Origin of the sequence: Streptomyces sp. NPDC093071, from assembly GCF_044754545.1 — a bacterium.
Classification (GTDB): Bacteria; Actinomycetota; Actinomycetes; order Streptomycetales; family Streptomycetaceae; genus Streptomyces.
In genome coordinates this window covers 250699-275563 of sequence record NZ_JBIVPH010000002.1, presented here as the reverse complement: position 1 = coordinate 275563, position 24865 = coordinate 250699, and the positions used below count along the sequence as shown (strand labels likewise).

The 24865-nt window shown below is 73.3% G+C and carries 28 protein-coding genes; 14 read left to right on the top strand and 14 right to left on the bottom strand.

Annotation, left to right across the window (positions count from 1 at the left end):
- The first annotated feature begins 68 nt into the window (after positions 1 to 68).
- The 4 genes from ACIQD7_RS07130 (at position 69) to ACIQD7_RS07115 (ending at position 3297) form a co-directional block, all read left to right on the top strand.
- Positions 69 to 881 (top strand): universal stress protein, encoded by an 813-nt coding sequence (locus tag ACIQD7_RS07130; RefSeq protein ID WP_402440259.1) that lies wholly within the window; start codon positions 69 to 71, stop codon positions 879 to 881.
- A gap of 250 nt (positions 882 to 1131) precedes the next feature.
- A complete protein-coding gene (locus ACIQD7_RS07125; protein WP_402440257.1) occupies positions 1132 to 1800 on the top strand; it encodes a hypothetical protein in 669 nt (222 codons plus the stop codon).
- Between the two features lie 58 nt (positions 1801 to 1858).
- Positions 1859 to 2620, top strand: coding sequence for a hypothetical protein (locus ACIQD7_RS07120; protein ID WP_402440255.1), 762 nt, complete (start codon positions 1859 to 1861; stop codon positions 2618 to 2620).
- A 62-nt stretch (positions 2621 to 2682) separates the two neighbouring features.
- Complete coding sequence (locus tag ACIQD7_RS07115) at positions 2683 to 3297, top strand: hypothetical protein (protein WP_402440253.1); 615 nt, start codon at positions 2683 to 2685, stop codon at positions 3295 to 3297.
- Here the strand turns inward: ACIQD7_RS07115 and ACIQD7_RS07110 are convergent.
- From ACIQD7_RS07110 to ACIQD7_RS07100, 3 genes are all read right to left on the bottom strand, one after another.
- Entirely contained in the window at positions 3290 to 4495 is a 1206-nt protein-coding gene (locus tag ACIQD7_RS07110) for a VWA-like domain-containing protein (RefSeq protein WP_402440252.1), read from the bottom strand. The two genes, ACIQD7_RS07115 and ACIQD7_RS07110, sit on opposite strands and share 8 nt — an antisense overlap.
- Positions 4496 to 4653: 158 nt before the next feature.
- Entirely contained in the window at positions 4654 to 5940 is a 1287-nt protein-coding gene (locus ACIQD7_RS07105; RefSeq protein WP_402440250.1) for an AAA family ATPase, read from the bottom strand.
- A gap of 111 nt (positions 5941 to 6051) precedes the next feature.
- Positions 6052 to 7512, bottom strand: a complete 1461-nt coding sequence (locus tag ACIQD7_RS07100; RefSeq protein WP_402440248.1) for a hypothetical protein — start codon at positions 7510 to 7512, stop codon at positions 6052 to 6054.
- 268 nt (positions 7513 to 7780) lie between these two features.
- On the opposite strand from ACIQD7_RS07100, the gene ACIQD7_RS07095 reads away from it, so the two are divergent.
- Complete coding sequence (locus ACIQD7_RS07095) at positions 7781 to 8326, top strand: EF-hand domain-containing protein (RefSeq protein WP_402440246.1); 546 nt, start codon at positions 7781 to 7783, stop codon at positions 8324 to 8326.
- Positions 8327 to 8350: 24 nt separating this feature from the next.
- Here ACIQD7_RS07095 and ACIQD7_RS07090 read toward each other — a convergent pair whose 3' ends face one another.
- A complete protein-coding gene (locus ACIQD7_RS07090; protein ID WP_402440244.1) occupies positions 8351 to 9268 on the bottom strand; it encodes an alpha/beta hydrolase in 918 nt (305 codons plus the stop codon).
- A gap of 259 nt (positions 9269 to 9527) precedes the next feature.
- Between ACIQD7_RS07090 and ACIQD7_RS07085 the strand changes: the two genes are divergently transcribed.
- Positions 9528 to 9863, top strand: coding sequence for a metalloregulator ArsR/SmtB family transcription factor (locus tag ACIQD7_RS07085; RefSeq protein ID WP_121833116.1), 336 nt, complete (start codon positions 9528 to 9530; stop codon positions 9861 to 9863).
- 131 nt (positions 9864 to 9994) lie between these two features.
- Positions 9995 to 10369 (top strand): hypothetical protein, encoded by a 375-nt coding sequence (locus tag ACIQD7_RS07080; protein WP_030207566.1) that lies wholly within the window; start codon positions 9995 to 9997, stop codon positions 10367 to 10369.
- A 206-nt stretch (positions 10370 to 10575) separates the two neighbouring features.
- Here the strand turns inward: ACIQD7_RS07080 and ACIQD7_RS07075 are convergent, their stop codons facing one another.
- Together ACIQD7_RS07075 and ACIQD7_RS07070 are read right to left on the bottom strand one after the other, a co-directional pair.
- Positions 10576 to 10791 (bottom strand): ferredoxin, encoded by a 216-nt coding sequence (locus tag ACIQD7_RS07075; protein WP_402440241.1) that lies wholly within the window; start codon positions 10789 to 10791, stop codon positions 10576 to 10578.
- 5 nt (positions 10792 to 10796) lie between these two features.
- Positions 10797 to 11990 (bottom strand): cytochrome P450, encoded by a 1194-nt coding sequence (locus ACIQD7_RS07070; protein ID WP_402440239.1) that lies wholly within the window; start codon positions 11988 to 11990, stop codon positions 10797 to 10799.
- Between the two features lie 118 nt (positions 11991 to 12108).
- Between ACIQD7_RS07070 and ACIQD7_RS07065 the strand changes: the two genes are divergently transcribed.
- On the top strand, positions 12109 to 12780 hold the full coding sequence (locus ACIQD7_RS07065) for a TetR family transcriptional regulator (protein ID WP_402440237.1): 672 nt from the start codon (positions 12109 to 12111) through the stop codon (positions 12778 to 12780).
- A 16-nt stretch (positions 12781 to 12796) separates the two neighbouring features.
- On the opposite strand, the gene ACIQD7_RS07060 is transcribed toward ACIQD7_RS07065, so the two are convergent.
- Positions 12797 to 13198 carry an NTP pyrophosphohydrolase gene (locus ACIQD7_RS07060; protein ID WP_402440235.1) on the bottom strand — a complete coding sequence of 134 codons (402 nt, stop codon included), beginning with the start codon at positions 13196 to 13198 and terminating at the stop codon, positions 12797 to 12799.
- Between the two features lie 73 nt (positions 13199 to 13271).
- Positions 13272 to 14528 carry an extracellular solute-binding protein gene (locus ACIQD7_RS07055; protein ID WP_402440233.1) on the bottom strand — a complete coding sequence of 419 codons (1257 nt, stop codon included), beginning with the start codon at positions 14526 to 14528 and terminating at the stop codon, positions 13272 to 13274.
- Between the two features lie 207 nt (positions 14529 to 14735).
- Between ACIQD7_RS07055 and ACIQD7_RS07050 the strand changes: the two genes are divergently transcribed.
- Entirely contained in the window at positions 14736 to 15617 is an 882-nt protein-coding gene (locus ACIQD7_RS07050; RefSeq protein ID WP_402440230.1) for an aldo/keto reductase, read from the top strand.
- A gap of 157 nt (positions 15618 to 15774) precedes the next feature.
- On the opposite strand, the gene ACIQD7_RS07045 is transcribed toward ACIQD7_RS07050, so the two are convergent.
- Positions 15775 to 16308: a DoxX family membrane protein gene (locus ACIQD7_RS07045; RefSeq protein WP_402440227.1), complete on the bottom strand. Its 534-nt coding sequence runs from the start codon at positions 16306 to 16308 to the stop codon at positions 15775 to 15777.
- Positions 16309 to 16515: 207 nt separating this feature from the next.
- Between ACIQD7_RS07045 and ACIQD7_RS07040 the strand changes: the two genes are divergently transcribed.
- On the top strand, positions 16516 to 16752 hold the full coding sequence (locus tag ACIQD7_RS07040; RefSeq protein ID WP_402440225.1) for a DUF2283 domain-containing protein: 237 nt from the start codon (positions 16516 to 16518) through the stop codon (positions 16750 to 16752).
- Between the two features lie 21 nt (positions 16753 to 16773).
- Here the strand turns inward: ACIQD7_RS07040 and ACIQD7_RS07035 are convergent, their stop codons facing one another.
- The 3 genes from ACIQD7_RS07035 to wecB all read right to left on the bottom strand — a co-directional run bounded on the left by ACIQD7_RS07035 (position 16774) and on the right by wecB (position 19644).
- Positions 16774 to 18153, bottom strand: a complete 1380-nt coding sequence (locus tag ACIQD7_RS07035; RefSeq protein WP_402440222.1) for a glycosyltransferase — start codon at positions 18151 to 18153, stop codon at positions 16774 to 16776.
- 88 nt (positions 18154 to 18241) lie between these two features.
- Entirely contained in the window at positions 18242 to 18415 is a 174-nt protein-coding gene (locus ACIQD7_RS07030; RefSeq protein ID WP_161371850.1) for a hypothetical protein, read from the bottom strand.
- An 89-nt stretch (positions 18416 to 18504) separates the two neighbouring features.
- Positions 18505 to 19644, bottom strand: a complete 1140-nt coding sequence (gene wecB, locus ACIQD7_RS07025) for a non-hydrolyzing UDP-N-acetylglucosamine 2-epimerase (protein WP_402440218.1) — start codon at positions 19642 to 19644, stop codon at positions 18505 to 18507.
- 435 nt (positions 19645 to 20079) lie between these two features.
- Between wecB and ACIQD7_RS07020 the strand changes: the two genes are divergently transcribed.
- Entirely contained in the window at positions 20080 to 20511 is a 432-nt protein-coding gene (locus ACIQD7_RS07020) for a hypothetical protein (RefSeq protein WP_402440215.1), read from the top strand.
- Positions 20512 to 20677: 166 nt separating this feature from the next.
- Here the strand turns inward: ACIQD7_RS07020 and ACIQD7_RS07015 are convergent, their stop codons facing one another.
- Positions 20678 to 21478, bottom strand: a complete 801-nt coding sequence (locus ACIQD7_RS07015; RefSeq protein WP_402440212.1) for an SGNH/GDSL hydrolase family protein — start codon at positions 21476 to 21478, stop codon at positions 20678 to 20680.
- 797 nt (positions 21479 to 22275) lie between these two features.
- Between ACIQD7_RS07015 and ACIQD7_RS07010 the strand changes: the two genes are divergently transcribed.
- From ACIQD7_RS07010 to ACIQD7_RS07000, 3 genes are all read left to right on the top strand, one after another.
- Positions 22276 to 23187: a S1 family peptidase gene (locus tag ACIQD7_RS07010; protein WP_402440210.1), complete on the top strand. Its 912-nt coding sequence runs from the start codon at positions 22276 to 22278 to the stop codon at positions 23185 to 23187.
- Between the two features lie 123 nt (positions 23188 to 23310).
- Positions 23311 to 23520: a helix-turn-helix domain-containing protein gene (locus ACIQD7_RS07005; RefSeq protein ID WP_078968169.1), complete on the top strand. Its 210-nt coding sequence runs from the start codon at positions 23311 to 23313 to the stop codon at positions 23518 to 23520.
- Positions 23520 to 24071 (top strand): Clp protease N-terminal domain-containing protein, encoded by a 552-nt coding sequence (locus ACIQD7_RS07000; RefSeq protein WP_402440206.1) that lies wholly within the window; start codon positions 23520 to 23522, stop codon positions 24069 to 24071. The genes ACIQD7_RS07005 and ACIQD7_RS07000 overlap by 1 nt, the downstream gene beginning before the upstream one ends.
- Positions 24072 to 24229: 158 nt before the next feature.
- On the opposite strand, the gene ACIQD7_RS06995 is transcribed toward ACIQD7_RS07000, so the two are convergent.
- Entirely contained in the window at positions 24230 to 24664 is a 435-nt protein-coding gene (locus ACIQD7_RS06995; RefSeq protein ID WP_402440203.1) for a DUF6892 domain-containing protein, read from the bottom strand.
- Between the last annotated feature and the right edge of the window lie 201 nt (positions 24665 to 24865).

Sequence of the window (24865 nt, the reverse complement as noted above, 5' to 3'; positions counted from 1 at the left end):
CAGGAATTGCAGCGGCATGGCGACGGGGCGAGGCTGGGAACCCGCACCGTGAAGGGGAGCAGCCAGCTATGAGCAATCTGGTCGTGGTCGGGGTGGACGGCTCGCCGACGAGCCTCACCGCAGTGGAAGCGGCCGCCGCGGAGGCGGCACGGCGCGGCGCGAAGCTGCGCGTGGTCCACGTGGAGGTCCCGATCAAGCCCAGGTACGTGGTGCCGGAACCCGCCTCCGCGACCCTGGTCCAGGAGGCGGCGGCCCACGCCCTCGGCACGGCGCCCGGCCTCGCGGTCACCAAGGCCGTGGTGACGGGAGACGTGGTGCACGTCCTGGAGGCCGAGTCGCGGGGCGCGGACCTGATCGTCGTCGGCTCCCGGGGGCTGGGCGGCATCACGGGCGTGCTCCTCGGCTCCACCCCGGTGTCCCTGGCCGCCCGCAGCCACTGCCCCGTGATGACCGTCCGCGAGGAACACGGCACGTCCGACGGAACGGGGCCCGTCCTCCTCGGGGTCGACGGCTCCCCGGACGCCGATGAGGCCGTCGACGTCGCCTTCGCCGAGGCCGCGTGGCGCCGGGCCGAGCTCGTCGCGGTGCACGCCTGGCAACCGGACAAGGCCCCGCCCGGCACGACCCCCGAGTCCGAGGCGCGGTCCCTGGCCCGGGCGGTCGCCGGCCGCGCGGACACCCATCCGGACGTCACCGTCCGGCGCGAGCTGGTGGACGGCAAGCCGCACGAGGTCCTGATCGAGGCGAGCGGGACGGCCCGACTCCTCGTCGTCGGCGCCCGAGGCCGCAGCGGCATCGCCGGGCTGCTCCTGGGCTCGGTGAGCCAGGCCGCGATGACGTACGCCCACTGCCCCGTCGTCACCGTGCGCGGGACGAGATGAACGACGCGCACGGAATCACGTGAACGACGCTCACGGAACCACCTGAGCGACGTTCACGGAACCACCTGAGCGACGTTCACGGAACCACCTGAGCGCCCGAGAAGCACCGGTTCGTGAAACACAGCCCGTGACCTGCCCCGTCCATGATCGTTACCCGCTGTGTCGCCCCTTTACGGCGGCGACGCCTCCGCCCCTCCCGGACCTCCCGAGGGGCGCACGAGAACAGGTCGTAGCGGGGAAAGGACTGCGCGTGGGCAGCTGGATCGGTGTCGGTCTGGGAGCCGCGGCGGCCCTGTGCCCGCTGCCTCAGCACGGCGACGCCACGGTCGTCATGGAGCACACCCCGACCACCGACCGCCTGGTGGTCTGCGCCCCCGACGTATGGGTCGACATGGGCTACGGCGACCCGGAGCCCCCGGGGCCCGCGTCCACCCCTCCGTCCGAATGCCGGCCCCCGGCACCGCCGTCGCCGGTGCCTCCGCCCGCACCGTCACCGCCCCCTCCCGCACCGCACCGCCCGGCACCACCTTCGCCCGCGCCGGGGTTCGAGCCGGAGCCCGTACCGGCCGTGACGCCCCCGCACCGGCCGGCCCCGTCGCCCGCCCGTCACGCGGCGCTCCGGGCCGCCGACCCGAAGGCCGCCGAGCGTCCCGGGGAACCCGCGCCACCGGCCGACCCGGAGCCCGGCACCACCCCGGCCTCGACTTCCTCTGCGTCCCCGGCCCCGATCCCGGCCGAGGCTCCGGCGAAGGCCCGGCAGGCCTTCCGCTGGGTACCCCGCCCCCACTACACCGGCGGCCCCACCCGACCGGTCCCGGCCGGACTGTCGACGACCATGACCACGGTCGTCGTCACCCTCCCGGGCGTCCTGGCCGCCGCCGCCCTGCGCCCCGGCTCCCGCCGCCGCAACCGCGGCTGACGCCCGCCCCTTCCTCCCCTCTCCCTGTCACCCGTCTCACCCGTCCTGGAGTTGCGCTGTGCCGGAATGGCTCGTCTACACCCTCGCCTCGGTCCTGGTCTGCTTGCTCGTCATCACGACCACCGTCATGCGGCACCGCCGGGCGGACGCGGACGAGGACACCTCGGAGACCCCGGACGTGCTGGAATACATGGTCATGATGGTCGGCGTCGTCTACGCCATCGTCCTCGGCCTGGCGATCGCCGGCGTGTGGGAGGCCCGCGGCGCGGCCGAGGACACCGTCCAGCGCGAGGCCCAGGCCCTGTACGAGATCGACCAGCGCCTGGACGTCTACCCGGTGGCCTTCCGCACCCAGGTCAAGGAACACATCGACGCCTACGCCCGGCACGCCGTCACCACCGAATGGCCCGCCATGAAGGAGGACGCGCCCGTCGGCTCCACCGGCGCCGACCTGCTCGGCCGCATCCGCAGCGACATCGCCCACCACACCCCGGCCGACGAGCTGCAGGCCCAGGCCTACCAGCCCCTCCTCGACCAGGTCGCCGCCGCGGACAACGCCCGCCACCAGCGCCTGGACAGCGCCGGCACCACGCTGCCCGGCGCGCTCTGGTTCGGCCTCGTCGCCGGTGGCGTGGTCACCCTCGGCCTGCTCTACACCCTGCAGATCCGCCGCTCCGCCCGCGAACTGCTGCTGGCCACCACCTTCAGCGCCCTGGTGGTCTTCCTGCTCTTCCTCGTCTGGAGCTTCGACGCCCCCTTCGGCCACTCCGGCACCGACTCCGCCCAGCCCCTGAGCGACCTGATCACCCCGACCGCCTGAACCCCTCCGCCCCGGGGCGAGGGGCTTGACCTCAACCGCGGTCGAGGTCGGAGGCTGGTGCCGTGAACGCCACCGTCTCCGGCCTCCGGCCGGTCGCACCGCCCGATCCCGCCCGCCCCGACGCGGGCCTCGTCCTGGCCTCCCTCTGGCACACCGAGGGACCCGAACAGCAGCGGAAGGTCATGTCCGGCGTCATGGACGCCTGGGAGGCGACCCGGCTGCCGGCCGCGTACCTCTCCCGCCACTGCCTGGCGGGGTCCGACGGCCGGACCGTCCTCAACTTCGCCCAGTGGACGGACTCCGAGGCGCACCGGACCTTCGCCGCCGCCCCCCGCAACCAGCAGACCCTCGGCAGCGCCGTCCAGGCGCTCTACTCGGCCGGTCCGCCGGGCCGTTACGCGCCCCACCGCCTCGCGGCCCGCCACGGGGGAGCCGCCCTCGGCTTCACCGCGACCTGGCACGACACCGAGGACGCCGGAGCGGCCCGATCGCTCGCCGACGAGCTGGCCGGGCGCGACACCGCCGCCCCGGCGGAGTGCTTCTACGTCGCCGAGAACGGACGGCAGCTCCTCGTGCTCGCCGGGTTCGAGGACGAACCCGGCGGCGCCGAGCTGTGGTTCCGCCCGTTCCGCGGGCTGGTGCGGCCGACGGGCCGGGAAGGGTCCCCGCTCAGCTGATGGAGACGACCCGCGCCCAGGCGGGCGGCGTGTCGGGCACGTAGTCGGGATCCCTCTCGTCCACGGCGCGTCCGGGACGGGGGAAGAGGCCGACGACGGTGCGGCAGGACGGCTGCGCGGACGGCCAGGGCGTCTGGCCGTCCGTCAGGGCGACGATGACGTCCGGGCGCGGCCGGGAGCGGAGCGCCCGGGCGAAACCGGAGCGCAGGTCCGTCCCGCCGCCGCCGACCAGCTCGATGTTCTCCGCGCGGCAGAGCGGCACGGCGACCCCGGCCGCCGCGTCGCAGGAGATCACCGAGACCAGGTCGCGCCGCCCGCCCACCGCCCGCGAGATCGCCGCCACCTCCAGGAGCGCGCTGCCCAGCTCGGCGTCGCTCACCGACCCGGAGGTGTCGATCACCACGCAGACCTTCGGCGGCGTACGGCGCAGACTCGGCAGCACCACCCCGGGAAGGCTCGCCGAGCGCCGGGACGGACGCCGGTAGCTGTGGTTCTCGCCCGCCCCCGGCCCTCCCGCCGCCGAACGGATCGCCGCCCCCAGCAGGCGCCGCCACGGCTGCGGCGGATGGAACGCCTCCTCCGCCCACCGGCGCCACCCCTCCGGCGCGTCGCCCGGCCGGCCCTTGATGCCCTCCGCGACCCGGAAGCGGACCGCGTCCCGTTGCTGCCTGCTCAGCCCGTGGGCCCCGTCGGGCCCCAGCTCCCACGGCCTTTCGTGGCCGTCGGCGCCGCTGCCGCAGTCCAGCCAGGCCAGACCGGCGGCGAGCCCGGACATCGACGCCGTCCGCAGGTACTCCTCCATCAACTGGCCCTCGGGAAGCCGCAGCATCGACGGCAGCGCCGCCCCGGCCGGCCGGGGCAGGCCGTCGCCGTAGATGTCGTCGTTGATCTCGAAGTCGGCGGCGATGTTGCGCCGCAGCCGCCCTCCCGGCCCGTGCTCGCCGTACTCCTTCGCGTACCGCTCGCCCCGCCCGTGGTGGTCCCGGAGCAGATGGGAGACCTCGTGCACCCAGACGCCCGCCAGCTCCTCCACCGGAGTGGACGCCACGAAGGCCGGGGAGGCGTAGCAGCGCCAGTACGCGTCCACCGCCATCGTCGGCACCGACCGGTCCTCCACCACGTGCAGGGCGAAGAGCGCCCCCGCCAGATAGGGGCGCACCTTGACCGCGTGCAGCCGCGCCGCCATCAACTTCTCCATGTCCAGCGGGACTTCGGGCCCACCGGCCGGCCTGCCGGAGGGGGCCGGTGCCGTCGGTACGGTGGCGCGCACCGGGCGCGGCGGCGGTGGCGGGGCCATCGGGCGGGGGAGCGGGGGCGGGACCTTCCGGTGCGGCGCGCGGGGCCGCGCGGCCCCCGTCACCGGCGCGCCCCCGCCGTACGCCCGGTGCCGTCCGCCGCGGTGGCGCGTCCCACCGACCGGTCCGCGCGCCGGGCGAGGCCGATCACCCCGGCCAGCCGTTCCACCGACTCGGGGACCGCCCAGTCGTCCCGGCGCAGCGCGGCCAGCGTCGTCGCCGGGGCGACGAGCAGGTCCGGCGCGCCGGTCTCCAGGGCCCGGACCAGTACGGCCCAGCCCGCCTCCCACCGCTCCCGCTCCGGGCGCGCCCCGACGGCGGCCACCACCGCTTCGAGCGCCGCCTGGCGCAGATCGCCCCGCTCCGGCAGCTCGGCGGAGGCCGGATCGGCGAGCAGCGACTCGGGGTCCGGCAGGTCCATCCGGTCCAGGTGAGCCATCAGTTCGAGCCCGGGGCCGTCGCCCACCGCTCCCCGCACCAGCAGCGCCAGCACCTCCCGCGAGACGGAGGCCGCCGTCCCGAAGGCCAGCAGGGTCAACGCGGCCTCCCAGCTCCGGGGCGAGGGCCAGGCGCCCCCGCGCTGCGTCTCGGTGGTCGGCAGCCGGTGGATCAGCGTCGGCCGGGCCTTCAGGAAGCCGCAGACCGCGCGCCGGGCGAGGACCACCGCCTCCGGAAGCCGCTCCGGGGCGAGCCGGGGCAGCTCCGCCCGGGGCCAGACCCCGCCGAGGCCGCGCACCACCACCTCCCGGTCGTGCACCCAGTGCAGGTGCACGAACCGGTTGGCCAGCGGAGGACTCAGCTCCCACCCGTCCGCCGCCGACGCCCGGGGGTTGGCGGCGGCCACGATCCGCACGCCCGGCGGCAGCCGCAGCGTGCCGACCCGCCGCTCCAGGACGACCCGGAGCAGCGCGGCCTGCACGGCGGGGGTGGCGGTGGAGAGCTCGTCCAGGAAGAGCAGGCCCCGCCCGGCGCGCACGAGCTCCACGGCCCACTGCGGGGGCGCCATCGGCACCCCCTGGACGGCCGGGTCGTCGCCCACGATCGGCAGCCCGGCGAAGTCGGACGGTTCGTGGACGCTGGCGATGACGGTCGTCAGGGGCAGGTCGAGGGAGACGGCGAGCTGCGTCAGGGCCGCGGTCTTGCCGATGCCCGGCTCGCCCCAGAGCAGTACGGGCAGGTCGGCGGCGACGGCCAGGGCGAGCGCTTCGAGCTGCTCGTCGGGGCGCGGCTCGGTGGTCGTCGTCCGCAGCAGCCCGAGGAGCTCGTCGGCCGGGGCGAGGCGGCCGACGGTACCGGACGCGGCGGAGGAGACGGGGGTGGGGGCGGACACGAGGGTGCTGAACGTCATGGGCATCACCTGGGGAAAAGGGGGAACGGGGCGACCCGTCCCGGAGGGCGTGAAGCGTGGAAGGGCGCGGAGTGCGCCGAGTGGGGAGGAGAGTTCAGAGGGCCGGGCGGGTCACGGGGACAGGCCGGTACGGGGCCGGGCCAGACCGCCGCGCTTGCGGCGCATCGCGGTGGGCGTACGGCGGCCGATCCGGGGACGGTGGTTCGCTCCCACGGCCCCCGTCCCGGCGGGCACCGCGGCGGCGGGATGCTCGGCGACCAGCCCCGCGCGGAAGAGGCCGTGGTCGACGCGGCGGGCCGCGGCGGTCACCAGTTCCTCCCGCAGCGGACCGTCGCGCAGGACCGCGCCGGGACCGAGGAGCCCCGCCACGACGGCCAGCGCCCCGGAGACGTCGCCGTGGCCGAGCCGCTCCCGGACCGCGGGCAGGGCCTCCGGATTGCGGTGCGCCGTGTCGATCACCCGCAGGCAGGGCAGCGCCGGCCCGCCGAGGGCCACCAGCAGTTCCTCCCGGCGCAGGGTGACCGGGTCGTGGTCGATCGCCGACAGCACCCCGTCCCGCAGCGCGATCCGGTGGACCTCGCCCCCGCACTCCACCCGGTGCGGATCACCGGGGTTGTGGGAGGGCCCGGACACCGGGACGGGGGCGGCGGGCACGGGCGCCGCCAGGGACCCGGCGACGAGCGGATGCAGCCGCTCCGCCGTGATCAGCCCCGCGCGCAGCAGCTCCAGGTCGGGAAGGATCCGGGCCGCCGCTTCGGGCAGCACGGGAAGCGCCGCCTCCTCCTGCGGCGGCAGCGGCTCCCGCAGCGGTCTGAAGACGGGTGCGTGGCTGTCGTCGGGAGCGACGAGCTCGAACACGGCCCGCCGCCCCGCCCCGAGCCGTACGGTGAAGGCCCCGCGCGGAGGGAGGCCCTCGGCCCGCAGCAGCGCCTCCGCCTCGGCCGCCCACCTCGCGACCGCCCACGGCCCGCTCCCGGGGGAGGGACCGTCCGGCCGGTCGGGTGGGACGTGCGGGCCGAGCGCGCCGCACCGCCGTGCCAGGTCACCGCTCCGCTCCGCGTCCCAGAGGTGCCGGTGCAGGTCGAACCGGAAGCGCCGTTCGGGATGCGGATGCGGATGGGCGTACGGAGGGCCGCCGGGAACGTCGTTCCCGGCCCCCTCCCACAGGGCGAGCGACATCCGCTGCCCGGCGTCCGCCCGGACCGGAGGCGTCCGCACCACCAGACTCAGCGGCACGGCGCCGGGATCCCCGTAACGGGCCAGCGTCATGGTGAGGCCGGGGCGGAGCCGCCCGTCGGGGGCGATGCGGGGCATGTGCCAGCGGAGCAGATCCGGCGCCAGGCGGCGCAGATCGGCGCGGAGCCGCGCGGCGAGAGGGGTGCCGTGGCGGTCGGCCACGGCGCGCAGATCGAGATCGGCGTCGATCCGGGCGGCGGCGCAGGCCCCCGCCCAGTCCCCGACCGCACGCCGTGCGGTCGCGGTCTCGATCATGGACGGTGGCACGGCGTACTCGCGTACGCGCCGCCACATCGACAGGTGGGTCGGAATCTCGTTCACGAGGTGATGTGCCATCAGCACTCACCTTGTGCGAACGAGTCCCCCAATCGGTACGAGGAGAAGTTCATCATCTCCGTGATCGTAACCCACTGTTGTTCTCTCTCCCAGAGGATTTAGTGGAGGGACAGGGAGCGGGGGAGAGGCACGGGCGGGGGCCCGGTGGGGCGCGCAGAACATGGGGCGTACGGACGGGGGCGCGCACGCCCCCGCGCACCACCGGGCGCCGTTGGGACGCGGCCGCCCGCGGGCAGGATCGCCGCGAACACCGACAGAAAGGCCGACCGTGGCAAGTGAGTTCCAGCGCGACAAGCTGGTCAATATGTTCCGCGCGTTCGACGCCGACGCCAACGGCTACCTCGACCGGCGCGACTTCCAGGCCCTCGCGGAACGCTGGAGGAACCTGCCCCGCGTACGGCCGGGATCCGAACTGGCCGCACGCGTGGACGCGGTCATGCTCGGCTGGTGGGACCACCTCGCGACCCACGTGGACACCGACGGGGACGGCAGGATCGACCTGGACGAGCTCCTCGCCATGGTGGACCTGCTGCCCACGATGCGCGAGACCGTCGCCGAGACCGCCGAGACCGTCTTCGACGCCGTCGACGAGAACGGCGACGGCCGGATCTCTCCCGCCGAGCATCGGAGACTGGTCGACACGTGGCACGGCGAGCGCGTCGACGTCGCCGACGTCTTCGACCGCCTCGACCAGGACGGGGACGGCTACCTCGGCCGCCCCGAGTTCACCGAGCTGTGGATCCAGTTCTGGATCAGCGACGACCCGTCCGAACCGGGCAACCACCTGTGCGGCCCCGTCCCGACCCGCACCTGACGACCGTCCTCCGGCCCCGGAGCCCTACGGTCGCGCGATCCGGTCCCGCAGCCAGGAGTCGACACCGTCGAGCGCCGTCCCCGCCATGGCCGTGGGATGGCCCGTGAAGCCGTGGGGCGCTCCGGGATAGATCCGGAGCTCGACGTCGTTGCCGGCCGAGGACAGCCGGCCCGCCAGCGCCAGGTTGTCCTCCAGGAGCACGTCCTCGTCCCCGACGACCAGCAGGACGGGCGGAAGGCCGTCGAGAACCCCGTAGACGGGGGAGACGTCGGGAACGGTGCGGTCCTCCACGTGGCCGGCGTACGCCCGGAGGAAGTACTCGTCCGCGATGCGGCGCCCGGCCGGGGTCCGCGCGCTCAGGTCGTAGGTGCCGAACTGGAGGGCGGCCCCGGCGAACCGGCCGGCGGCGCCCCTGTCCCTCAGCCGGAGCAGGGTCACCAGGGCCAGGGTGGCTCCCGCCGAGCTTCCGCCGATCGTGAGCCGGGACGTGCCGAAGCGGGCCCCGGCCTCCTCGGCGAGCCAGAGCGCCGCCGCTTCGCAGTCGTCGGGGGCCGCCGGCCAGGGGTGCTCGGGGGCCAGCCGGTAGTCGACACCGACGACGGCGACCCGCAGGGCGTCCGCGAGCGCGCGGTTGCGCCGGTCTCCGTGCGCCGCGGAGTCCATGAAGAAGCCGCCGCCGTGCACGTCCAGGTGAACGCCCCGAGGGGGACCGCCGGCAGGGGTGAGGATCCTGACCGGGACGCGTCTCCCCGCGGCTTCGACGGTCTCTTCGACGGCGGCCGGATCGACGACGGCCGGAACGGACCTCCTCGCCCGCGCCTCCCTCAGCTCCTCCGGCGTGCCGGGCCCGCGACCCGCCTTCCGCGACCGGTAGAAGTCGCGGGCCGCGTCGACCTGCTCCGCGGGCACGTCGGCGTACAGTGCGTCCAGCGCGAACCGCACACGGCCTCCTCGTCGTCGTCCGGATCCGGCCCCCACGCTATCCCCGCCCCGCCCCGCCGGATCCACCGCACGAGCCGGGAAGCGCCACGGTGGGGCCGGGAGCGGCTCCGATGTGCGAAGACGGGTGTGCCGTGGTGCGGGAGTCTGGGATCGTGGGGCAACACACCGGCGGATCGACGACGGCCGCCCGTAGCCAGGAAAGGGGCCCACCGTGCCGACACGCGCACCCAGGGCGGCGGGCGGCGAACCGGCCACCGAGGTGAGCACACCGCTCTACCAACTGAAGGCCGAGTTCTTCAAGACCCTCGGGCACCCGGTCCGCATCCGGGTCCTGGAACTGCTCAGCGTCCGCGAGCACGCCGTCTCCGAGCTGCTGCCGGAAGTGGGCGTGGAGCCGGCCGCGCTGTCCCAGCAGCTCGCCGTGCTGCGGAGGTCGAACCTCGTCCTGACGCGCCGCGAGGGCGTCAGCGTGTACTACCGCCTGGTGAACGACGAGGTCGCGGAGCTCCTCCGGGTCGCGCGCGGCATCCTCACCGGAGTGCTCCAGGGTCAGGCCGCGCTCCTCGCGGACCTCGACGCCTCGACCCGTCGCTAACCGGCCGAAACGGGACCGCCGCACCCACGTGTTCGGGCAAACCGCCCCCGCCCGGCGGGCGGGATGGGTAGCGTCGCACCGACCGGGTCCGCAAAGGCGCCCGGCATATCCACTACGGAAGGCGGCAGCCCATGGCGAACGTGGAAGTCTCTCTCAAAGAGATCATGACCCGGGTGGAAGGCAGCCTCGCCGCCGCTGTGGGCGACTACACCAGCGGCATGGCCCTGGGATCCCTCGGCGGCGGACGCGACTTCGACGTCCACGTCGCGGTCGCGGGGAACACCGACGTGATCCGGGCCAAGCTCCACACCATGGAACTCCTCGGCCTCCAGGAGCAGATCGACGACATCCTCATCACCCTGGGCAACCAGTACCACCTCATCACCCTCGGAAAGGGACGCGGCAAGACCAATCTCTTCCTCTACCTCGTCCTCGACAAGCACAAGGCCAACCTCGCCATGGCCCGGCACCAACTGCGCCGTGTCGAAGAGGAGATGGAGGTCTGACCCCTCCCTCCTTTCGCGCGCCCAAGACTTGCAGAAATTTGAAATTCTCTACGAAGCGATTTTCTGAAGTCTGAACGCCCGGGTGACACGTGTCCGCCCACGACGGCGCGAAGCCGGGCCGGACGGCCCGCGCGCCTTTCCCGCCGGCCCGCCTCGCGGCGGCCGACAGGAAAGGCGCGTGTCGTCCCCTTGGGCGTCCGGTTCCGTCAGCGGCGCGGGCCCACCGTCCGGGCGCCCGCGCGGACGGTGATGGCGAGCGCGGGACAGGAGTCGGCGGCGTCCAGGGCCCGTTCGTCCTCGGCGATCTCCGGACGCACCGGCTCGGCGACGTCACCCTCCAGCCGGTACAGGTCCGGGGCGAGCCCGGCGCACATGCCCGAGCCCATGCACATCTCCCGGTCGACGGCGGTGGTCCAGCGCACCCCGCTCACCAGCCCACCGGCATCTCGCGCGGACCCCGCACCAGCATCTGGTCCTTCCAGCGGACGTCCCCCGCCAGACGCAGGTCCGGGAAGCGGGTGAGGAGCGCCAGGACCGCCTCCTGGAGTTCCAGGCGGGCGAGCGGCGCCCCCAGGCAGTGGTGGACGCCGTGCCCGAAGCCGAGGTGCTGGACCCCGGTGCGGGTGACGTCGAGCCGCCCGGGACCGGTGAACTTCAGGGCGTCGCGGTTGGCGGCGCCGATCGCCACGAGCACCGGCTCTCCCGCCCGCACCAGCGTGCCGCCCACCTCGACGTCCTCGGTGGCGTACCGGGGGAAGGCGGCGCCGCTGCCGAGCGGGACGAACCGCAGCAGTTCCTCGACGGCGCCCTTGATCAGATCGGGCCTCTCGCGCAGCAGGGCGAGCTGCTCCGGATGGTCGAGCAGGGCGTGCACGAAGTTGGGGATCTGGCTGGCCGTCGTCTCGTGCCCCGCGACGAGGATGCCCACGCACAGGTCGACCAGCTCCAGCTCGGTGAGCCGGTCGCCGGTGTCGCGGGCCTCGATCAGACCGGTCATCAGGTCGGGGCGCGGACGGGCCCGGTGGTCCTCGATGAGCTCCGCCATGTAGGCGCGCAGTTCCTCGCGGCTGCGCCAGAACTCCTCGGCGGTCAGCGAACTCGTCGACAGGGCCGCGTCGCTCCACACCCGGAACTTCGGCCGGTCCTCCTCCGGCACGCCGAGCATCCGGCAGATGACCGCGACCGGGATGGGCAGCGCGTACGACTCCACGAGGTCGGCCGGCGGCCCCGCGGCCTCCATCTCGTCCAGGAACCCGTGCGCCAGCTCGCGCACCTGGGGCCGCAGCTTCTCGACCTGGTGGACCGTGAACGCCTTGGCCACCAGGGTGCGCAGCCGGGTGTGGCCGGGCGGGTCCATGCCGAGGATGCCGGTGTCCTGCTGCGCCTCGGACTGGCGGGGCTCGTCGTGCTTGATCGCCTCGGCGCGGCTGAAGCGCCGGTCGCCGAGGACCAGACGGGCGTCGGCGTAGCGGGTGGCGAGCCAGGCGGGTTCGCCGTACGGCATCCGGACGCGTAACAGTCCGGGCCGCTCCAGCGCTTCGCCGTACGCCTCGGCGAGGCCGAGTCCTTCGGGCTCGTTGAACGGATAGTCCAGGGGGGTGTGGTCCGCCGTCGCGGTCATGGAACGCCTCCGTTGTGTAAGCGGGTGCTTACAGAACCTAGGCTGGTCTCCGGAGGCGGTCAATGGGGCCGTTTGCGCCGTTCGGGTGGCCGACGGCGGGGGTGTGGAGGGGGCGGGGATGGCACGGACGAGCGTCGACGGAGCGGAGACGGCGGAGCGGGCGGCCGTACGGCGGGAGGGCGCGGGGGAGCGGTCCGTTCCGGACGGCGGCGCACGGGGCGGCGACACCCGGGAACGGCTGCTCGCCGCCGCCTCGGCCCTCTTCGCCGAGCGGGGCTACGACCGGGCGACGGTACGGGAGATCGCCTCCCGCGCCGGGGTGAACCAGGCCCTGCTGTTCCGGCACTTCGGCTCCAAGCAGGCGCTGTTCGGCGAAGTGGTCGCACAGGGCGGGTACGAGCAGCTGCGGAGCACTCCGCCGGAGCGGCTGGTGGAGGCGGTGCTGCGCAGCCTGCTCCATCCCCCGGCGGACCCGGCCGGGGCTTCGGGGGCGAGCCGCTCGCTGAAGACGATGCTGCGCTCGGTGGGCGGCGGCGACGAGGTCTCGACGGCGGTGGCCGGGCTGGGCGAGGCGTACGCCAAGGCCCTGGCGGAGCTGAGCACCCGGCACGACGCGGCACTGCGGGCGGACCTCGCCCTGTCGTGGCTCCTGGGCATCGGCCTGACCCGGGTGGTCGCGGGCAAGCGGCCCCTGGCGGACGCGGACCCGGACGAGGTCTGCCGCCTGGTCCTCGGGACGCTCGGCCACCTCCTGGACGGCCTTCCCGAAGGCGGAACGCCCCGGACGTGAGCTCCTTGCCGAACGATCAGGGGGCGGGCGCCGGAGGGAGACCGCGGGGACCCGTGCAGCGGGCGCCTTCCTCCTCCACCCGGCGGCGCAGCTCCCGGTCGGCCGTGACGACCAGACACGGCCGGTCGGCCGCGCGCCGGGCCAGCTCGACGATCAGGTCGTCACCGCTGCCGGGAGCCTCCTCGACCCGCACCCCGGGCACGGAGGCGACGCCCCGGGCACGGCCCTCGACGACCAGGACGATCTCGTACGGCCCCGGGTACGGGCCGTCGGCCGGACCGCCGGTGGCGGCGAGCCGGTCGCGCAACCGCTCGGCGGCCCCGCGCCGGTCGCGCCACCAGCCGTCGGGCACCGAACCCACGACATTGGCCCCGTCCACCACCAGCAGGGGACGGAGGGCAGGATCCTCAGGACGCATGGCCCCAGGATGCCAGGCCGCTGATCCGGCTGTGCGGCTACTCCGACTGCGCGCTGCTGCTCCGGCTGCGCCACTACTCCGGCTGTGCCGCTTCCTCGGCCTGCCGGGCGATCTGCTCCAGCACGGCCTTCGGATCGGCGGACGGCTCCACCGCCTTGCCGATGTTCCGCTTGATGGTGTTGCTGACCTGCAGCCAGGACGGTTCGTTGACCGGGTAGAGCCGGGCGCCGCGCAGGGCGATCAGGAACTGCTCGGCGCTGGGGTCGGCCGCCGCGCCCCGGGACGCCTGGGTGGCGGACACCGTCGACGGCAGCAGCCGGTAGCGCTCGGCGAACTCGTTGAGGTTCTCGTCCTCGTAGACGAAGTCGAGGAACGAGCCCACCAGTTCGCGGTTCCCCTCCCGCTTGAAGGCCATCATCCAGTCGGCGACGCCCGCCGCCGGCGGGGTCTCCTCGCTGTCCAGCGTGTCCGACACCGGCATACGGAGCGTGCCGACCTTCATGCCCTTCTTCCGCGCCTGGTGGAGGAGCGAGGGGTAGCCGTTGAGCATTCCCACGTCGCCGCGCAGGAAGGCGTCGAAGGCGTCCTGCCGGTTGAGCCGCCCCGGCGGGACCGGACCGGTCAGACCCGGCCCGACCAGGTTGTCCTTGAGCCAGCGGAACGTCTGCGCATTCCGCTCGGAGGCGAGGCTGTACTCCCCGCGTATGTCGGTGTATCCGCCGCCGTTGCTGAGCTCCCAGATCAGGGCCTCGGCATGGGCCTCCTCGGGACCGAGCGGCAGCGCGTACGGGTAGACCACGCCCTCCTCCTTCAGCGCCCGGGCCGCGCCCTTCAGCTCCGACCAGGTCTTCGGCGGCTTCGCCCCGGCCTCGTCGAACAGCTCCTGGTTGTAGAAGAGCAGCCGGCTGCTGGCCACGAAGGGCAGGCCGTAGAGGGTGTCGTCGACCGAACCGGCCTTCACCAGCGGCGGCAGGAAGTTCGCCTCCGTCCTGATCGACAGCACCTCGCCGGCGGGGTGGAGGCGGCCCTGCGCGGCGAAGTCGGAGTACGCGCCCAGGAGGGCCACGTCCGGGGCGTCGCCCTCCTCCACCATGCGGGTGACCTCGCGGTCGACCTCGGCCCACGGGTAGAGCGTCACCTCGACCTTCTTGCCGGGGTGGGCGGCGGCGAAGGCGATGGCCAGCCTGTCCCAGTACGCCTTGGAGCTGGTCGCCGGGCCGTCGCCGTACTCGGGAACCACCAGACGCAGCGTCGTCCCGCCGCTTCCGGGGGAGCCGCAGGCGGTGACGAGGGACCCCAGCAGTCCGAACGCGGCCAGGGAAGCGGTCATGCCGAAGAGTCTTGGGCGCACGGGTTCTTCCTCTTGATCCTTGGGGTGGTGCGACCGGAATTCTCTCCTGATCAGGCCGTATATCGCGCCCCCTACCGAACGGTTGTGCCATATCTCCAAGCGGGGTGATTTCGCATGGTGCTTTCGAATATGCGACGGCGTCGCGTTCGAGCCCCTCGCGAGGAGGGACTGGGTATCGTCGGGCCGATGAGCGGAAAACCGATGACGTCGAGCACTCCGGGCGCGGCGGGGACGTTCTCCATCGGAGGCGAACACCGCGTGAATCGGCTCGGATTCGGCGCCATGCGCCTGCCGACCGAACCGGCCCCCGACCGGGAAGCCGCCCTCGCGGTCGCCCGGCGCGCCGTCGAACGGGGCGTCACCCTGATCGACACCGCCCACCTGTACGGATGGGGCGCCAACGAGGAACTCCTGGCCGAGGCCCCGTACCCGTACCCGGACGGGCTGCTGATCACCACCAAGGTCGGGATCCTCCGGACCGGCCCGGAAGGGTGGGCGTACGACGCCCGGCCCGAGAGCCTGCGCGAACAGGTCGAGCAGGGCCTGCGCCGCCTCCGGATCGAGCGCGTCGGTCTCCTGCAACTGCACCGGATCGACCCGAAGGTCCCGGTCGCCGAACAGGTCGGCGCGCTCCGCGAACTCCAAGAAGAGGGAAAGATCGGGCACATCGGCCTGTCCGAGGTCACCACCGCGCAGCTCGCCGAGGCCCGGCGGACCGCCGAGATCGCGAGCGTACAGAACCGCTACAACCTCTTCGACCGGGAGCACGAGCAGGTCCTGGAGGCGTGCGAGGCCGCCGGCATCGCCTTCCTCCCCTGGCGCCCCGTCGCCGCGGCGGCCGAACCCGACCGGCCCTCCGCGCTCACCACCGTCGCCACCGACCTCGGCGCCACCGCCGCCCAGGTCCTCCTCGCCTGGCTCCTCGCCCGCTCCCCGGTCGTCCTGCCGATCCCCGGCACCGCCTCGCTCGCCCACCTGGAGGAGAACCTCGCCGCGGCGGACCTCCGGCTCACCGACTCCCAGCGCGCACTGCTCGACCGCACGGCCACGCCCACCGACCACCATTGACCGCCGCCCCGCTCGCCCTCGTACGGCGATCACCGCGCCCGAGCCGCCCGGCTCCGGACTCTCCTGTGGGAGCCTGCCCCCTGGTCGTTCGGCTCCTGGCGGCCACCGGCGCCCTCGCGGTCCTGAGCGGCCGGAACACCGCCGACGGCGCCGGGGCTCAGATGCCCAGCTTGGCCCGGCCGCTGCCGACCGCCGCCGCGGTGGGCGCGGTGGCCCGGACCGAGCGGCGCACCAGACAGGCGTCGTGCCGCAGGTCCTGGGCGGCGTGGCGGCCGCGCCACAGGAGCGAGGGAGCGCTGCCGGTGTCGTCGGCGGTGATCAGCAGGCCGCCCAGCATGGACACGTTCTTGAAGAAGTGGACGCGCTGCTGGGCCCGGTCGGCAGGGTCCTCGACCTCCCAGTAGCGGTGCGCCGCCAGCGTGGTGGGCACCAGCGTCGCGGCGAGGGCCAGCGCCGACAGCCGGGGGCAGCGGCCGAGCCCGAGCAGGACGCCGCTCACCACCTGTACGGCACCGTTGAGCCGGACGACCCGCTCGGTGTCGTCCGGCAGCACGGAGATCCGTTCGGTCACGGCCCGCACGACGGGTTCGGCCACCGGGGCCACCCGCCGAGGATCCCGTAGGGAACTCAAACCGCCGACGACGAACATCGAAGCGAGCATCGGACGGCCGATGACACGGAGAAGACTCATGACGATGCCTCCGGAACAACAAGTGACGCGGTATCTGCTGGAAGTATCAGGTGCCCCGCCGAACCACCGCCATTCGCCCTTCGGCATCCGGCGGAACCACGACGACCACCCGAACCGGTCTCCCGCGCCCGGGCGATCTCCCCGTCGGTAGGCTGTCGGCGCTCCGGGGCCCGACGCTCCGGGCCGGTGAGCGGCGGAAAGGCGGCAATGCGGGTCGAATGCGACGCCTCGGCGGACATGGCGTACATCTGTCTCGTCGACGGGATCGCGCCGGGGGAGGCCGTCCGGCAGGTGCCCGCCGAGGACGATACGGCGGTGCTCGACCACGACTCGGCCGGGCGTCTCCTGGGGATCGAGGTGTTCGGCGCCGGGCGCCGGTTGCCCCCCGAGCCGCTGGAGTCCGCGGAGAGGATCGACCGCGAGCCGGGTCCGCCGGGCGGGTGAACCGGCCGGGTGGCACCGCGGTCAGGCCTCCTTGGCGACGGGGCCGCCGGTGGGGGCCTCGGCGTTGCGGCGGGTCTTGGCCCAGCCGTTGCGGCCGCTGATCATGCGGCCGACGGCGCGCCAGGAGACGACGTAGAGGAACAGCAGGTAGAAGGGATAGGTCAGGCCCCAGCCCAGGGAGCGCCAGAAGCCGGTGCCGGGCTCGCATTTGCGCCGGTAGATGGGGCCCCAGATCACGAACTGGCCGAGGGCCATGGCGGCGTAGAGGACGATTCCGCGCCATCCGCCGTCGGCGAGGTACGCGGCGGCCGCCTCGGGGTGGCGGCTGTAGGAGGCGACGAGGGCGATCAGCGGGATCGGGTAGAGCAGCGCGCCGATGAGCTGGAGCCAGGGCTGGCTGAGGAAGAAGGTGAGTTCCAGGAAGCCGACGTTCGGGATCTTGTTGCTGCGCCAGATGGCGGGGATGTAGCCGACGCACTGCATGACCCCCTGGGCCCAGCGGGTGCGCTGCGTCAGGAAGCGCTTGGTGTCGAACAGGGCCTCCTGCTCGACGTGGGTGTCGGCGCAGAAGGCGTTGATCCAGCCCGCCAGCATGAGATGGATGCCGAGCTCGAAGTCCTCCAGGAGCCGCCCGGTCCAGGGCCGGCCGCGCTCGGCGTCGAGGTCGTCGAGCGCCGAGAGGCGGACGAACTGCCCGTTGCCGCCGAGGCAGACGGTGCGGGAGGTCTTGCGGGCGTGCTGGAGCGCGGCCACCGGCGCGCGGAACTCCAGGTCCTGCATACGGATGAGCAGACGGCTGTAGAAGTTGCGGCCGGCGCCCTTGCCCCGGGCGGGCCGGCGCTCGCCGCGGTTCATCATCCGCACCTCGATCTGGACGCCGCCGATGTCCGGACGCCCGAAGAACCTGCGCGCGGCCACGTGGTCCAGACAGCCCGGCGCGGGCCGGCCGTCGGCGTCGAAGACACCGACGACGACGCGGTTGCGGTCGGTGCCGGGCGGAAGCAGCGAGCTGAGCGTGTCGTACGCGGCGTTGAGCGCCTCGCCCTTGCCCAGGCGGGCGTTCGGTCGGCGCCGCTGGACGAGGTGCACGCCCGGGTCGACGGCCGCCGCCCGCCGGACGATCTCGCCGGTGCGGTCCTCGGAGTCGTCGTCGATGACCCAGATGTGCGCCTCGGGGCAGGAGGCGCGCAGATACGTGAGGGTGTCCCCGATGACGGCCTCCTCGTCGCGGCACGGCACGAACAGGTGCCACTGGTAGTCGCTCGCCTTGCCGTGCCTGCGCTTGCGGCGCACGAGGAGCGGCAGCACCAGGCCGAGGAGGTAGAGGGGGAAGAAGAGGCTCAGGACGAGGCTGAAGTCGGCCAGGAGGCCCAGCAGGCCGGAGGGCTCGGAGGACGTCACGAAGGTTCCTGGTTCCAGAGGGGCGGGTGCTGCGGAGAGGGCCGGTCCGGCCGGCGGGTGAGCGACGGCCGGACCGGCCGGGCCCGGGTCAGGCCCTGGCGGCCTTGAGGCGGGCGGAGCGCATCATCAGGGCCCCGCCGACCACGAGGGCGGCGGCGAGCAGGGTCACGACGAGGCCGGGCATCCCGCCGGTCACGGCGAGCTGTCCTCCGCCGACCACCACTCCGGCGCCCACGGCGCCCTTTCCTACCGACCCGTACACGGGTCCTCCTTTCGTCGGGGAGCCCTGCCGGCCGATCCGGCGGGGCTCCGCTGGTCACCGGCGCGCGGCGCGCTCCGGCTGCTGCGGGGTCAGCGGACCGGCGCCGCGCCGGGCAGGGGCGCGCGGTCGGCGAGGGCCGTCGCCAGGGCGTGGATCTGCCGGGAGGCGCTGCCGTCCCCGTACGGGGACGCGGTGCCGGCCAGCCGGGCGTGCAGGTCCGGGTCGTCGAGCGCGGCGCGGGCGGCGTCCAGGAGCGGCCGGCCCGGCTCGACCAGACGGCTGAACCCCGCGGCGACCGCCTCGGGCCGTTCGGTGCTGGTGCGGACGACCAGCAGCGGCTTCTTGAGCACGGTGGCCTCCTCCTGGACGCCCCCGGAGTCCGAGACGAGCAGCCGGGCGCGGTCGGCCAGGGTCAGGAAGGTGGGATGGTCGACCGGGTCGATGACGTCGAGCCGGTCCAGGAGGTCGTCGAGCCCGAACTGCTTGGCCTTGGCGCGGGTCCGGGGGTGCAGCGGCATCACGACCCGCTCGCCGATCCCGGCGAGGGCGGTGAGCAGCGCCCGGAGGCGCTCGGGACTGTCGGTGTTCTCGGGGCGGTGGACGGTCGCGAGGACGAACGGCCCGTGGGCACCGTGCTCGCGGGCGATGCGGTCGCGTTCCCCGGGCGCGGGCAAGGACATCAGGGTGGCCTCGACGACCGTGTTGCCGGTGACGCGGATCCGCTCGGGCGCCGTTCCGGTCGCCAGGAGGTTGGCGGCGGCCCGGTCGGTGGCGGCGCAGTGGACGTCGGCGAGCACGCCGACGACGAGCCGGTTGATCTCCTCGGGCATCGCCCTGTCCCCCGAGCGCAGCCCCGCTTCGACGTGCACGACGGGTATGCCGCAGTAGTGCGCGGCCTGCGCCCCGGCGGAGGTGCTGTTGGTGTCGCCCTGTACGACGACCGCGCGCGGCGGGTCGGCGACGAAGGCCCGCGCGAGTTCGGACGTCAGCGAGCCGATCTGGTCCCCGCGCCCCCACGGCCCGGTGGCGCCGTCGAGCAGGAGGTGGGGATGCGGCAGGCCGAAGTTGGCGAAGAACGTGCCCGACAGGGAGCTGTCGTAGTGCTGACCGGTGTGCACGATGCGCGCCCGCTCCCCGAGGAGCCGGATCAGCGGCGCGAGCTTGATGATCTCCGGGCGGGTGCCGAGCACCACGGCCACGTCGCGCCCGCCGGACGGAATCCCACTCATGTCTGGTCCTGCCGCGCACGCCGAGCGACCGGTGCACGCGCGCGCGGCCTGGTACCCGGAGCCGCACGCGGTCGACGTGGCAGCCGAACGAAGCCTATGAGCCACCGGATGGCCGAAAATGCCACCATCGACGTTTGTGATGGAATTGTGTTCAACCTGAGGAGTTCTGGTTCGCCGTCTCATGGGGTCTCTGCGCACCCGACTCTACGAATCGCGAGAAAAAGGCGAATAGCCCCATCTGTGCACCTGATCGGCTCGCGGGAGGACTCGTCCCGGACGAACGCAAGCGGATCCCCAGCGGGACGTGAGGGGAGAGGTCGAGGATGGTGACTCGCCGGGGGATGCCGGGGAGTGCCGAGGGCGCCGGGTCACGCCGGAGGTGCCGGCCCGCCCCCTCCCCGGCACGACCACGCCACTCGGCAAAGGAACACGGACATGCGCGGAATCAAGAGTGCCCTCGCGGCGGTTGCGGCCCTGGCCGCCTTCGCCGGGGTGGGCGCCGGGGCGGCACCGGCACAGGCGGCGACTTCCTGCACGACCAAGGGGCAGAAGTACTTCTGCGAGTACGGCGTCACGACCACCAGGTTCCCCAACGGGACGAAGCAGGAGTTCGTCGTCGGCACGGATCACGGGGTGTGGACGAACTGGACCCGCACCGACGGCTCCTGGAACGGCTGGACGTCCATGGGCGGCTGGGTGAAGAGCCGGGTCGAGATCGACTACTTCCAGGACAGCCCCTTGAACTTCTCCATCGCGGCCATAGGCGGCGACGGCAACTACTGGTTCCGGATACGCCGCTCCGACGGCTCCTGGACCGACTGGCAGGTGAGCTGCGTCGTGGATCCGAACGGCGCGAACTGCCCGTGACGGCCGCGGGGGAGCGGGGCGGGCCGGACGGCCCCGAAACCCCGCTCCGGGGGTGAACCCCGACCCGCCGGAGTACCGGCGGAACCGCTCACCGGCACCCGGTGAGCGGTTCCGCCGACGAGGCCACACCCCGCTGGATCGCGTAAGAGGGGTTGCGTACGAGAGGTCAGGCGACGGAGCGGAAGGCCGGCAGGTACCCGCCGGAGTGACCCGTCGCGGTGGGGTGGTAGCTGTTGGAGACGGGCACCGTGACGCTGTGGATCCAGGCGTTGCCGGAGCAGATCTCGTGACCGGTGAACTCGTCCACGACGCTGGAGTACGCGAAGCCCGCGTTGGCGGCCTGCTTGGCGAGCATGGCGTTGAGGGCGTCGCTGCCCCGGTTGATCGCGGCGCGCTCGGTCTCGCTCAGGCCGACGACACAGTTGCCGTTCAGCTGGTAGAAGCGCGGATAGCCGAGGACCACCACGCGGGCCTGCGGCGCGCGGCTGCGGATCGTGGAGTAGAGCGACGAGAGGCTGCCGGGAAGGGTCCCGTTGACTTGCGCGATGGCGTTGTTCACCGCGTTGACGCAGGTCGCCTCGCTCTGCAGCACACAGGTCTGCATGACGTCGGCGAAACCGACGTCGTTGCCGCCCGCGGTGACGCTGACGAGCGTGGTGGAGCTGTTGAGCGGGGCCAGCTGACCGCTCTTGACCGTGCCGGTCGTCGCTCCCGAGCAGGCGGTGAAGGAGAACGAGGCCGGGGCGTTGGCCGCCGCCCACAGGGACGGGTAGGCCTTGCTGCTGCGCTGACAGCTGCCGCTGTCGGACAGGTAGCTGCCGGCGCCCACCCCCGAGGAGTAGGAGTCACCGAGCGCGACGTAGCGCTCCCCGGCCGACGCGGCGGAGGCGGGCTGGGCGAGGCCCACGGTGACGGCCGGCACGGCCAGGAGCGCGGACAGAACCCATCTCAATTTGGTTGCGCGCATGACAAGGAGCTCCTTGGAGGTGAGGGGGAGTCACTCTTCTAGCAGGCCGCGTGGCTCACGGAATAGATGTGTGAAGTGGTTTTCTTCTGTTCGCATCACACGCCGAGGCGCGGAGCGTTCGACCCCCGGATCGCCCGGGAGGACCTGTCGTACGGCTCGGCGCGCCCCGCGCCGGAGAGGTGTCGATCGTCCCGCGTACGGAACGGACGGCCCGGGCGCGGTGCGGCCCCTGTCATGCCTACGGACGTATGAATTCAGCCATCTGGCAGATCGGGTGAATGCCCATCATTGCCGTGTACGCGCGCGACCGGCGTGATCGCTTCTCCGTTCTCGGCGTCTGGACCTGGAAGTTCGAGGCGGCGGGAAGGGGGCTTGCGCGGCCGCGTCCACGGCTCCGTACACCTCTCGGGCGTTGCGCCCGTGTCCGATTGCTTCCCGGTCCCGGAGTGCGGGGTCGGCGAAGCCGCATCCGAGCGGAGCTGCGTCTTCCGCCTCCTCCCGCCTCGGCGGACCGGTCCCGGAAGGCGGAGCGGAGTTCTGGATCGCAAAAGCCTTCTGCAACTTACTGACGGCTCTTCAGGCGCCAGTGAACCCTCAGACGCTATTTGTTCGATCCTGTTGGATTCGCCTCGTGGTGCGGACGCGCGTAGAGCGGCTGAAAGGGCACCTTGTGGCGGCCCGGCACGGAGTCAATGATTCCCCCAAGCAGTTGACAGGTTCATGGCGGCCACCGCCGCCGATTCGTGCTCCACGGGCCGTTCACCCCAGCGGCCCGATCACCCCCACCGGAGGATGCAGTGAACCGTTCGTCCCGTCGTGGCAGGATCGTCCGGGGCAGCCGGCTGATCGCCGTGCTCGGCGCCTTCGTGGCCGCCTCGGCCCTGACCGCCCCCACCTCCTCTGCGCAGCAGGCCGGCACCGCGCAGGCCTCGGCCGTCGCGCTGGCCTCCACCAGCGACGCCGTCCTCCGGGCCGACGTGGCCGGCTCCGCCTGGTACACCGACCGGGCCACCGGGAAGGTCGTCGTCACCGTCGACTCCACGGTCTCCCAGGCCGAGATCGTGACCCTGCGCAAGGCCGCCGGCGACAACGCCGGGAACCTGAGGATCGAGCGGACCGCGGGGAAGATCAACAAGCTCATCGCGGGCGGCCAGGCCATCTACGGCGGGGGAGGCCGGTGCTCCCTCGGCTTCAACGTCCGCAGCGGCAGCACCTACTACGCCCTGACGGCCGGCCACTGCACCAACGGCGGCAGCACCTGGTACACCAACTCCGCCAACACCGCCGTCCTCGGCACCCGGGCCGGAACCAGCTTCCCGACGAACGACTACGGCATCATCCGCCACTCCAACGCCTCCGCCGCGGACGGGCGCGTCTACCTCTACAACGGCAGCTACCGCGACATCACCGGCGCCGGCAACGCCTACGTCGGGCAGTCCGTCCAGCGCAGCGGCAGCACCACCGGCCTGCGCGGCGGCACCGTCACCGGCCTCAACGCCACCGTCAACTACGGCGGCGGCGACGTCGTCTACGGCCTCATCCAGACCAACGTCTGCGCCGAGCCCGGCGACAGCGGCGGCGCCATGTTCTCCGGGACGACGGCCCTCGGCCTGACCTCCGGCGGCAGCGGCAACTGCTCCAGCGGCGGCACGACGTTCTTCCAGCCCGTCACCGAAGCCCTCAGCGCCTACGGCGTCAGCGTCTTCTGATCCCTGATCCACCGTGCCTGAGGGGCGCCTCCGCAGACGGAGACGCCCCTCAGCCGTGCGCGCCGCACCCCCCTCGCGTCAACCATGGTTGACACGCGTCGCATGTCAACGTAAGTTGACGTCATGAGTGATGCGACCGATCTCGCCGAGCGGGCGGGCGACCGCGATCCACGGATCGGACTGCGTGCCGTCTCCGCGCTCCGGCGTCTCCTGGAACAGCTGGAGGCCGTCCAGGTGCGCAGCGCGCGCGCCCAGGGCTGGTCGTGGCAGGAGATCGCGGCCGAACTGGGCGTGAGCCGCCAGGCCGTCCACAAGAAGCACGGGAGGCATTGATGTTCGAGAGGTTCACGAAGGGCGCGAGGGCGGTGGTGACCGGAGCGGTGGCGGTGGCCGAGCGCGAGGGCGCGCCCGCGGTCACGGGGGAACACCTCCTCCTGGCGCTGCTCGACGCCGAGGACACCAGGGCGGCCTCCGTACTGCGGACCCTGGGAGCGACGGAGCGGCGCCCGTCCCTGGAGGCCGCGCTCACGGCGGCCCGCCGCAGGGGTGGTCTCTCGGCGGTCGAGGTGGACGCGCTGGCGGACCTCGGCATCGACGTGACGCAGATCGTCACACGGGTCGAACAGGCCCACGGCCCCGGCGCCCTTACCGCCGGCCCCGACCGCCGGCCCCGAGGCTCGAAACGCCGCCCCTTCACCCGCGAGAGCAAGAAGGTGCTGGAGCAGTCCCTCCGCGTCTGCCTCGGCCGACGCGAAAAGGAGATCGGCGACGAACACCTCCTCCTGGCCCTGACGGCCCGCCCGGGAGTCGTCTCCGAAACCCTGGCGGACCACGGGGTCACCTACACGACGGTGGAGCACGCGCTAGGCCGGGCCCAGGGCTGAGCACCGGACGGACGCGGGGCATGACGAACGGCCCGGAGCCGGGCTCTGCTCTTCACGCCCGAGGGGATGGACCCGATCGGAAGTCCCCGGACCAGCTCCCCGGCGGGGCCCCTGAGGGGCCCCGCCGGGGAGCTGGGTGACGAACGGGTGCCGGAGGATCAGTCGGTGTCGACGCCGCGCGCGGCGAAGACCTCCGCCGCGTCCGGAACGGCCAGGACACCGTCTTCCACGAAGGTGACCTCCCGCAGGTTGGGCAGCAGGGCGAGGTCGTCGAGCGAGCGGACGTCGAACAGGTCGTCCTCGCCGTCCCAGGCGGGGGCGCAGTGCCGGAAGACGTCCGCCCCAGCGTCGAAGCACAGCTCCTCGACGCGGGCGAGCAGCTCGGCCGGGATCTCCAGGGCTTCGAAATGGGCCCGGGCCTCCGGCAGCACCTCCGCGTGGAGGCCGTTCTCCAGGACGTAGGACGCCGGGTCGCCGATCCCGCGCTCGGCCAGCTGCGCGGGCAGGTCGTAGACCGGGAGGAGCGGCTCGGGGCCGTACATGAGCTCCTCGATGACGAGCAGCTTGAGGTTGAAGTCGCGGAACTGGCTCATGGCACATGAGTACCACGGAGGTACGACACGGGTCCGGACCAGGCCGTACCGCGTGATCCTCGACGAGCCCGGGGCGCGAGGCGAGTCGGACGACAGCCCGGGCACGGACGGCGCGAGGACCGGGCGGCGAGAAGCCGAGCCGCCGACCAGAAGGTTCGCCGACACGGGTCGTCCTGCCTGCGTTGACGCTCGGCGAGTGGT

Bases quoted from the DNA above. Each gene is read 5' to 3' on its own strand.
- ACIQD7_RS07065 (WP_402440237.1), top strand. From the start codon at position 12,109: ATGGCACGGACGAGCGTCGACGGAGCGGAGACGGCGGAGCGGGCGGCC.
- ACIQD7_RS07050 (WP_402440230.1), top strand. From the start codon at position 14,736: ATGAGCGGAAAACCGATGACGTCGAGCACTCCGGGCGCGGCGGGGACG.
- ACIQD7_RS07055 (WP_402440233.1), bottom strand. From the start codon at position 14,528: ATGACCGCTTCCCTGGCCGCGTTCGGACTGCTGGGGTCCCTCGTCACC.
- wecB (WP_402440218.1), bottom strand. From the start codon at position 19,644: ATGAGTGGGATTCCGTCCGGCGGGCGCGACGTGGCCGTGGTGCTCGGC.
- ACIQD7_RS07105 (WP_402440250.1), bottom strand. From the start codon at position 5,940: ATGACGTTCAGCACCCTCGTGTCCGCCCCCACCCCCGTCTCCTCCGCC.
- ACIQD7_RS07060 (WP_402440235.1), bottom strand. From the start codon at position 13,198: ATGCGTCCTGAGGATCCTGCCCTCCGTCCCCTGCTGGTGGTGGACGGG.
- ACIQD7_RS07100 (WP_402440248.1), bottom strand. From the start codon at position 7,512: ATGGCACATCACCTCGTGAACGAGATTCCGACCCACCTGTCGATGTGG.
- ACIQD7_RS07020 (WP_402440215.1), top strand. From the start codon at position 20,080: ATGCGCGGAATCAAGAGTGCCCTCGCGGCGGTTGCGGCCCTGGCCGCC.
- ACIQD7_RS07070 (WP_402440239.1), bottom strand. From the start codon at position 11,990: ATGACCGCGACGGCGGACCACACCCCCCTGGACTATCCGTTCAACGAG.
- ACIQD7_RS07005 (WP_078968169.1), top strand. From the start codon at position 23,311: ATGAGTGATGCGACCGATCTCGCCGAGCGGGCGGGCGACCGCGATCCA.
- ACIQD7_RS07000 (WP_402440206.1), top strand. From the start codon at position 23,520: ATGTTCGAGAGGTTCACGAAGGGCGCGAGGGCGGTGGTGACCGGAGCG.
- ACIQD7_RS07040 (WP_402440225.1), top strand. From the start codon at position 16,516: ATGCGGGTCGAATGCGACGCCTCGGCGGACATGGCGTACATCTGTCTC.
- ACIQD7_RS06995 (WP_402440203.1), bottom strand. From the start codon at position 24,664: ATGAGCCAGTTCCGCGACTTCAACCTCAAGCTGCTCGTCATCGAGGAG.
- ACIQD7_RS07110 (WP_402440252.1), bottom strand. From the start codon at position 4,495: ATGGAGAAGTTGATGGCGGCGCGGCTGCACGCGGTCAAGGTGCGCCCC.
- ACIQD7_RS07015 (WP_402440212.1), bottom strand. From the start codon at position 21,478: ATGCGCGCAACCAAATTGAGATGGGTTCTGTCCGCGCTCCTGGCCGTG.
- ACIQD7_RS07045 (WP_402440227.1), bottom strand. From the start codon at position 16,308: ATGAGTCTTCTCCGTGTCATCGGCCGTCCGATGCTCGCTTCGATGTTC.
- ACIQD7_RS07130 (WP_402440259.1), top strand. From the start codon at position 69: ATGAGCAATCTGGTCGTGGTCGGGGTGGACGGCTCGCCGACGAGCCTC.
- ACIQD7_RS07080 (WP_030207566.1), top strand. From the start codon at position 9,995: ATGGCGAACGTGGAAGTCTCTCTCAAAGAGATCATGACCCGGGTGGAA.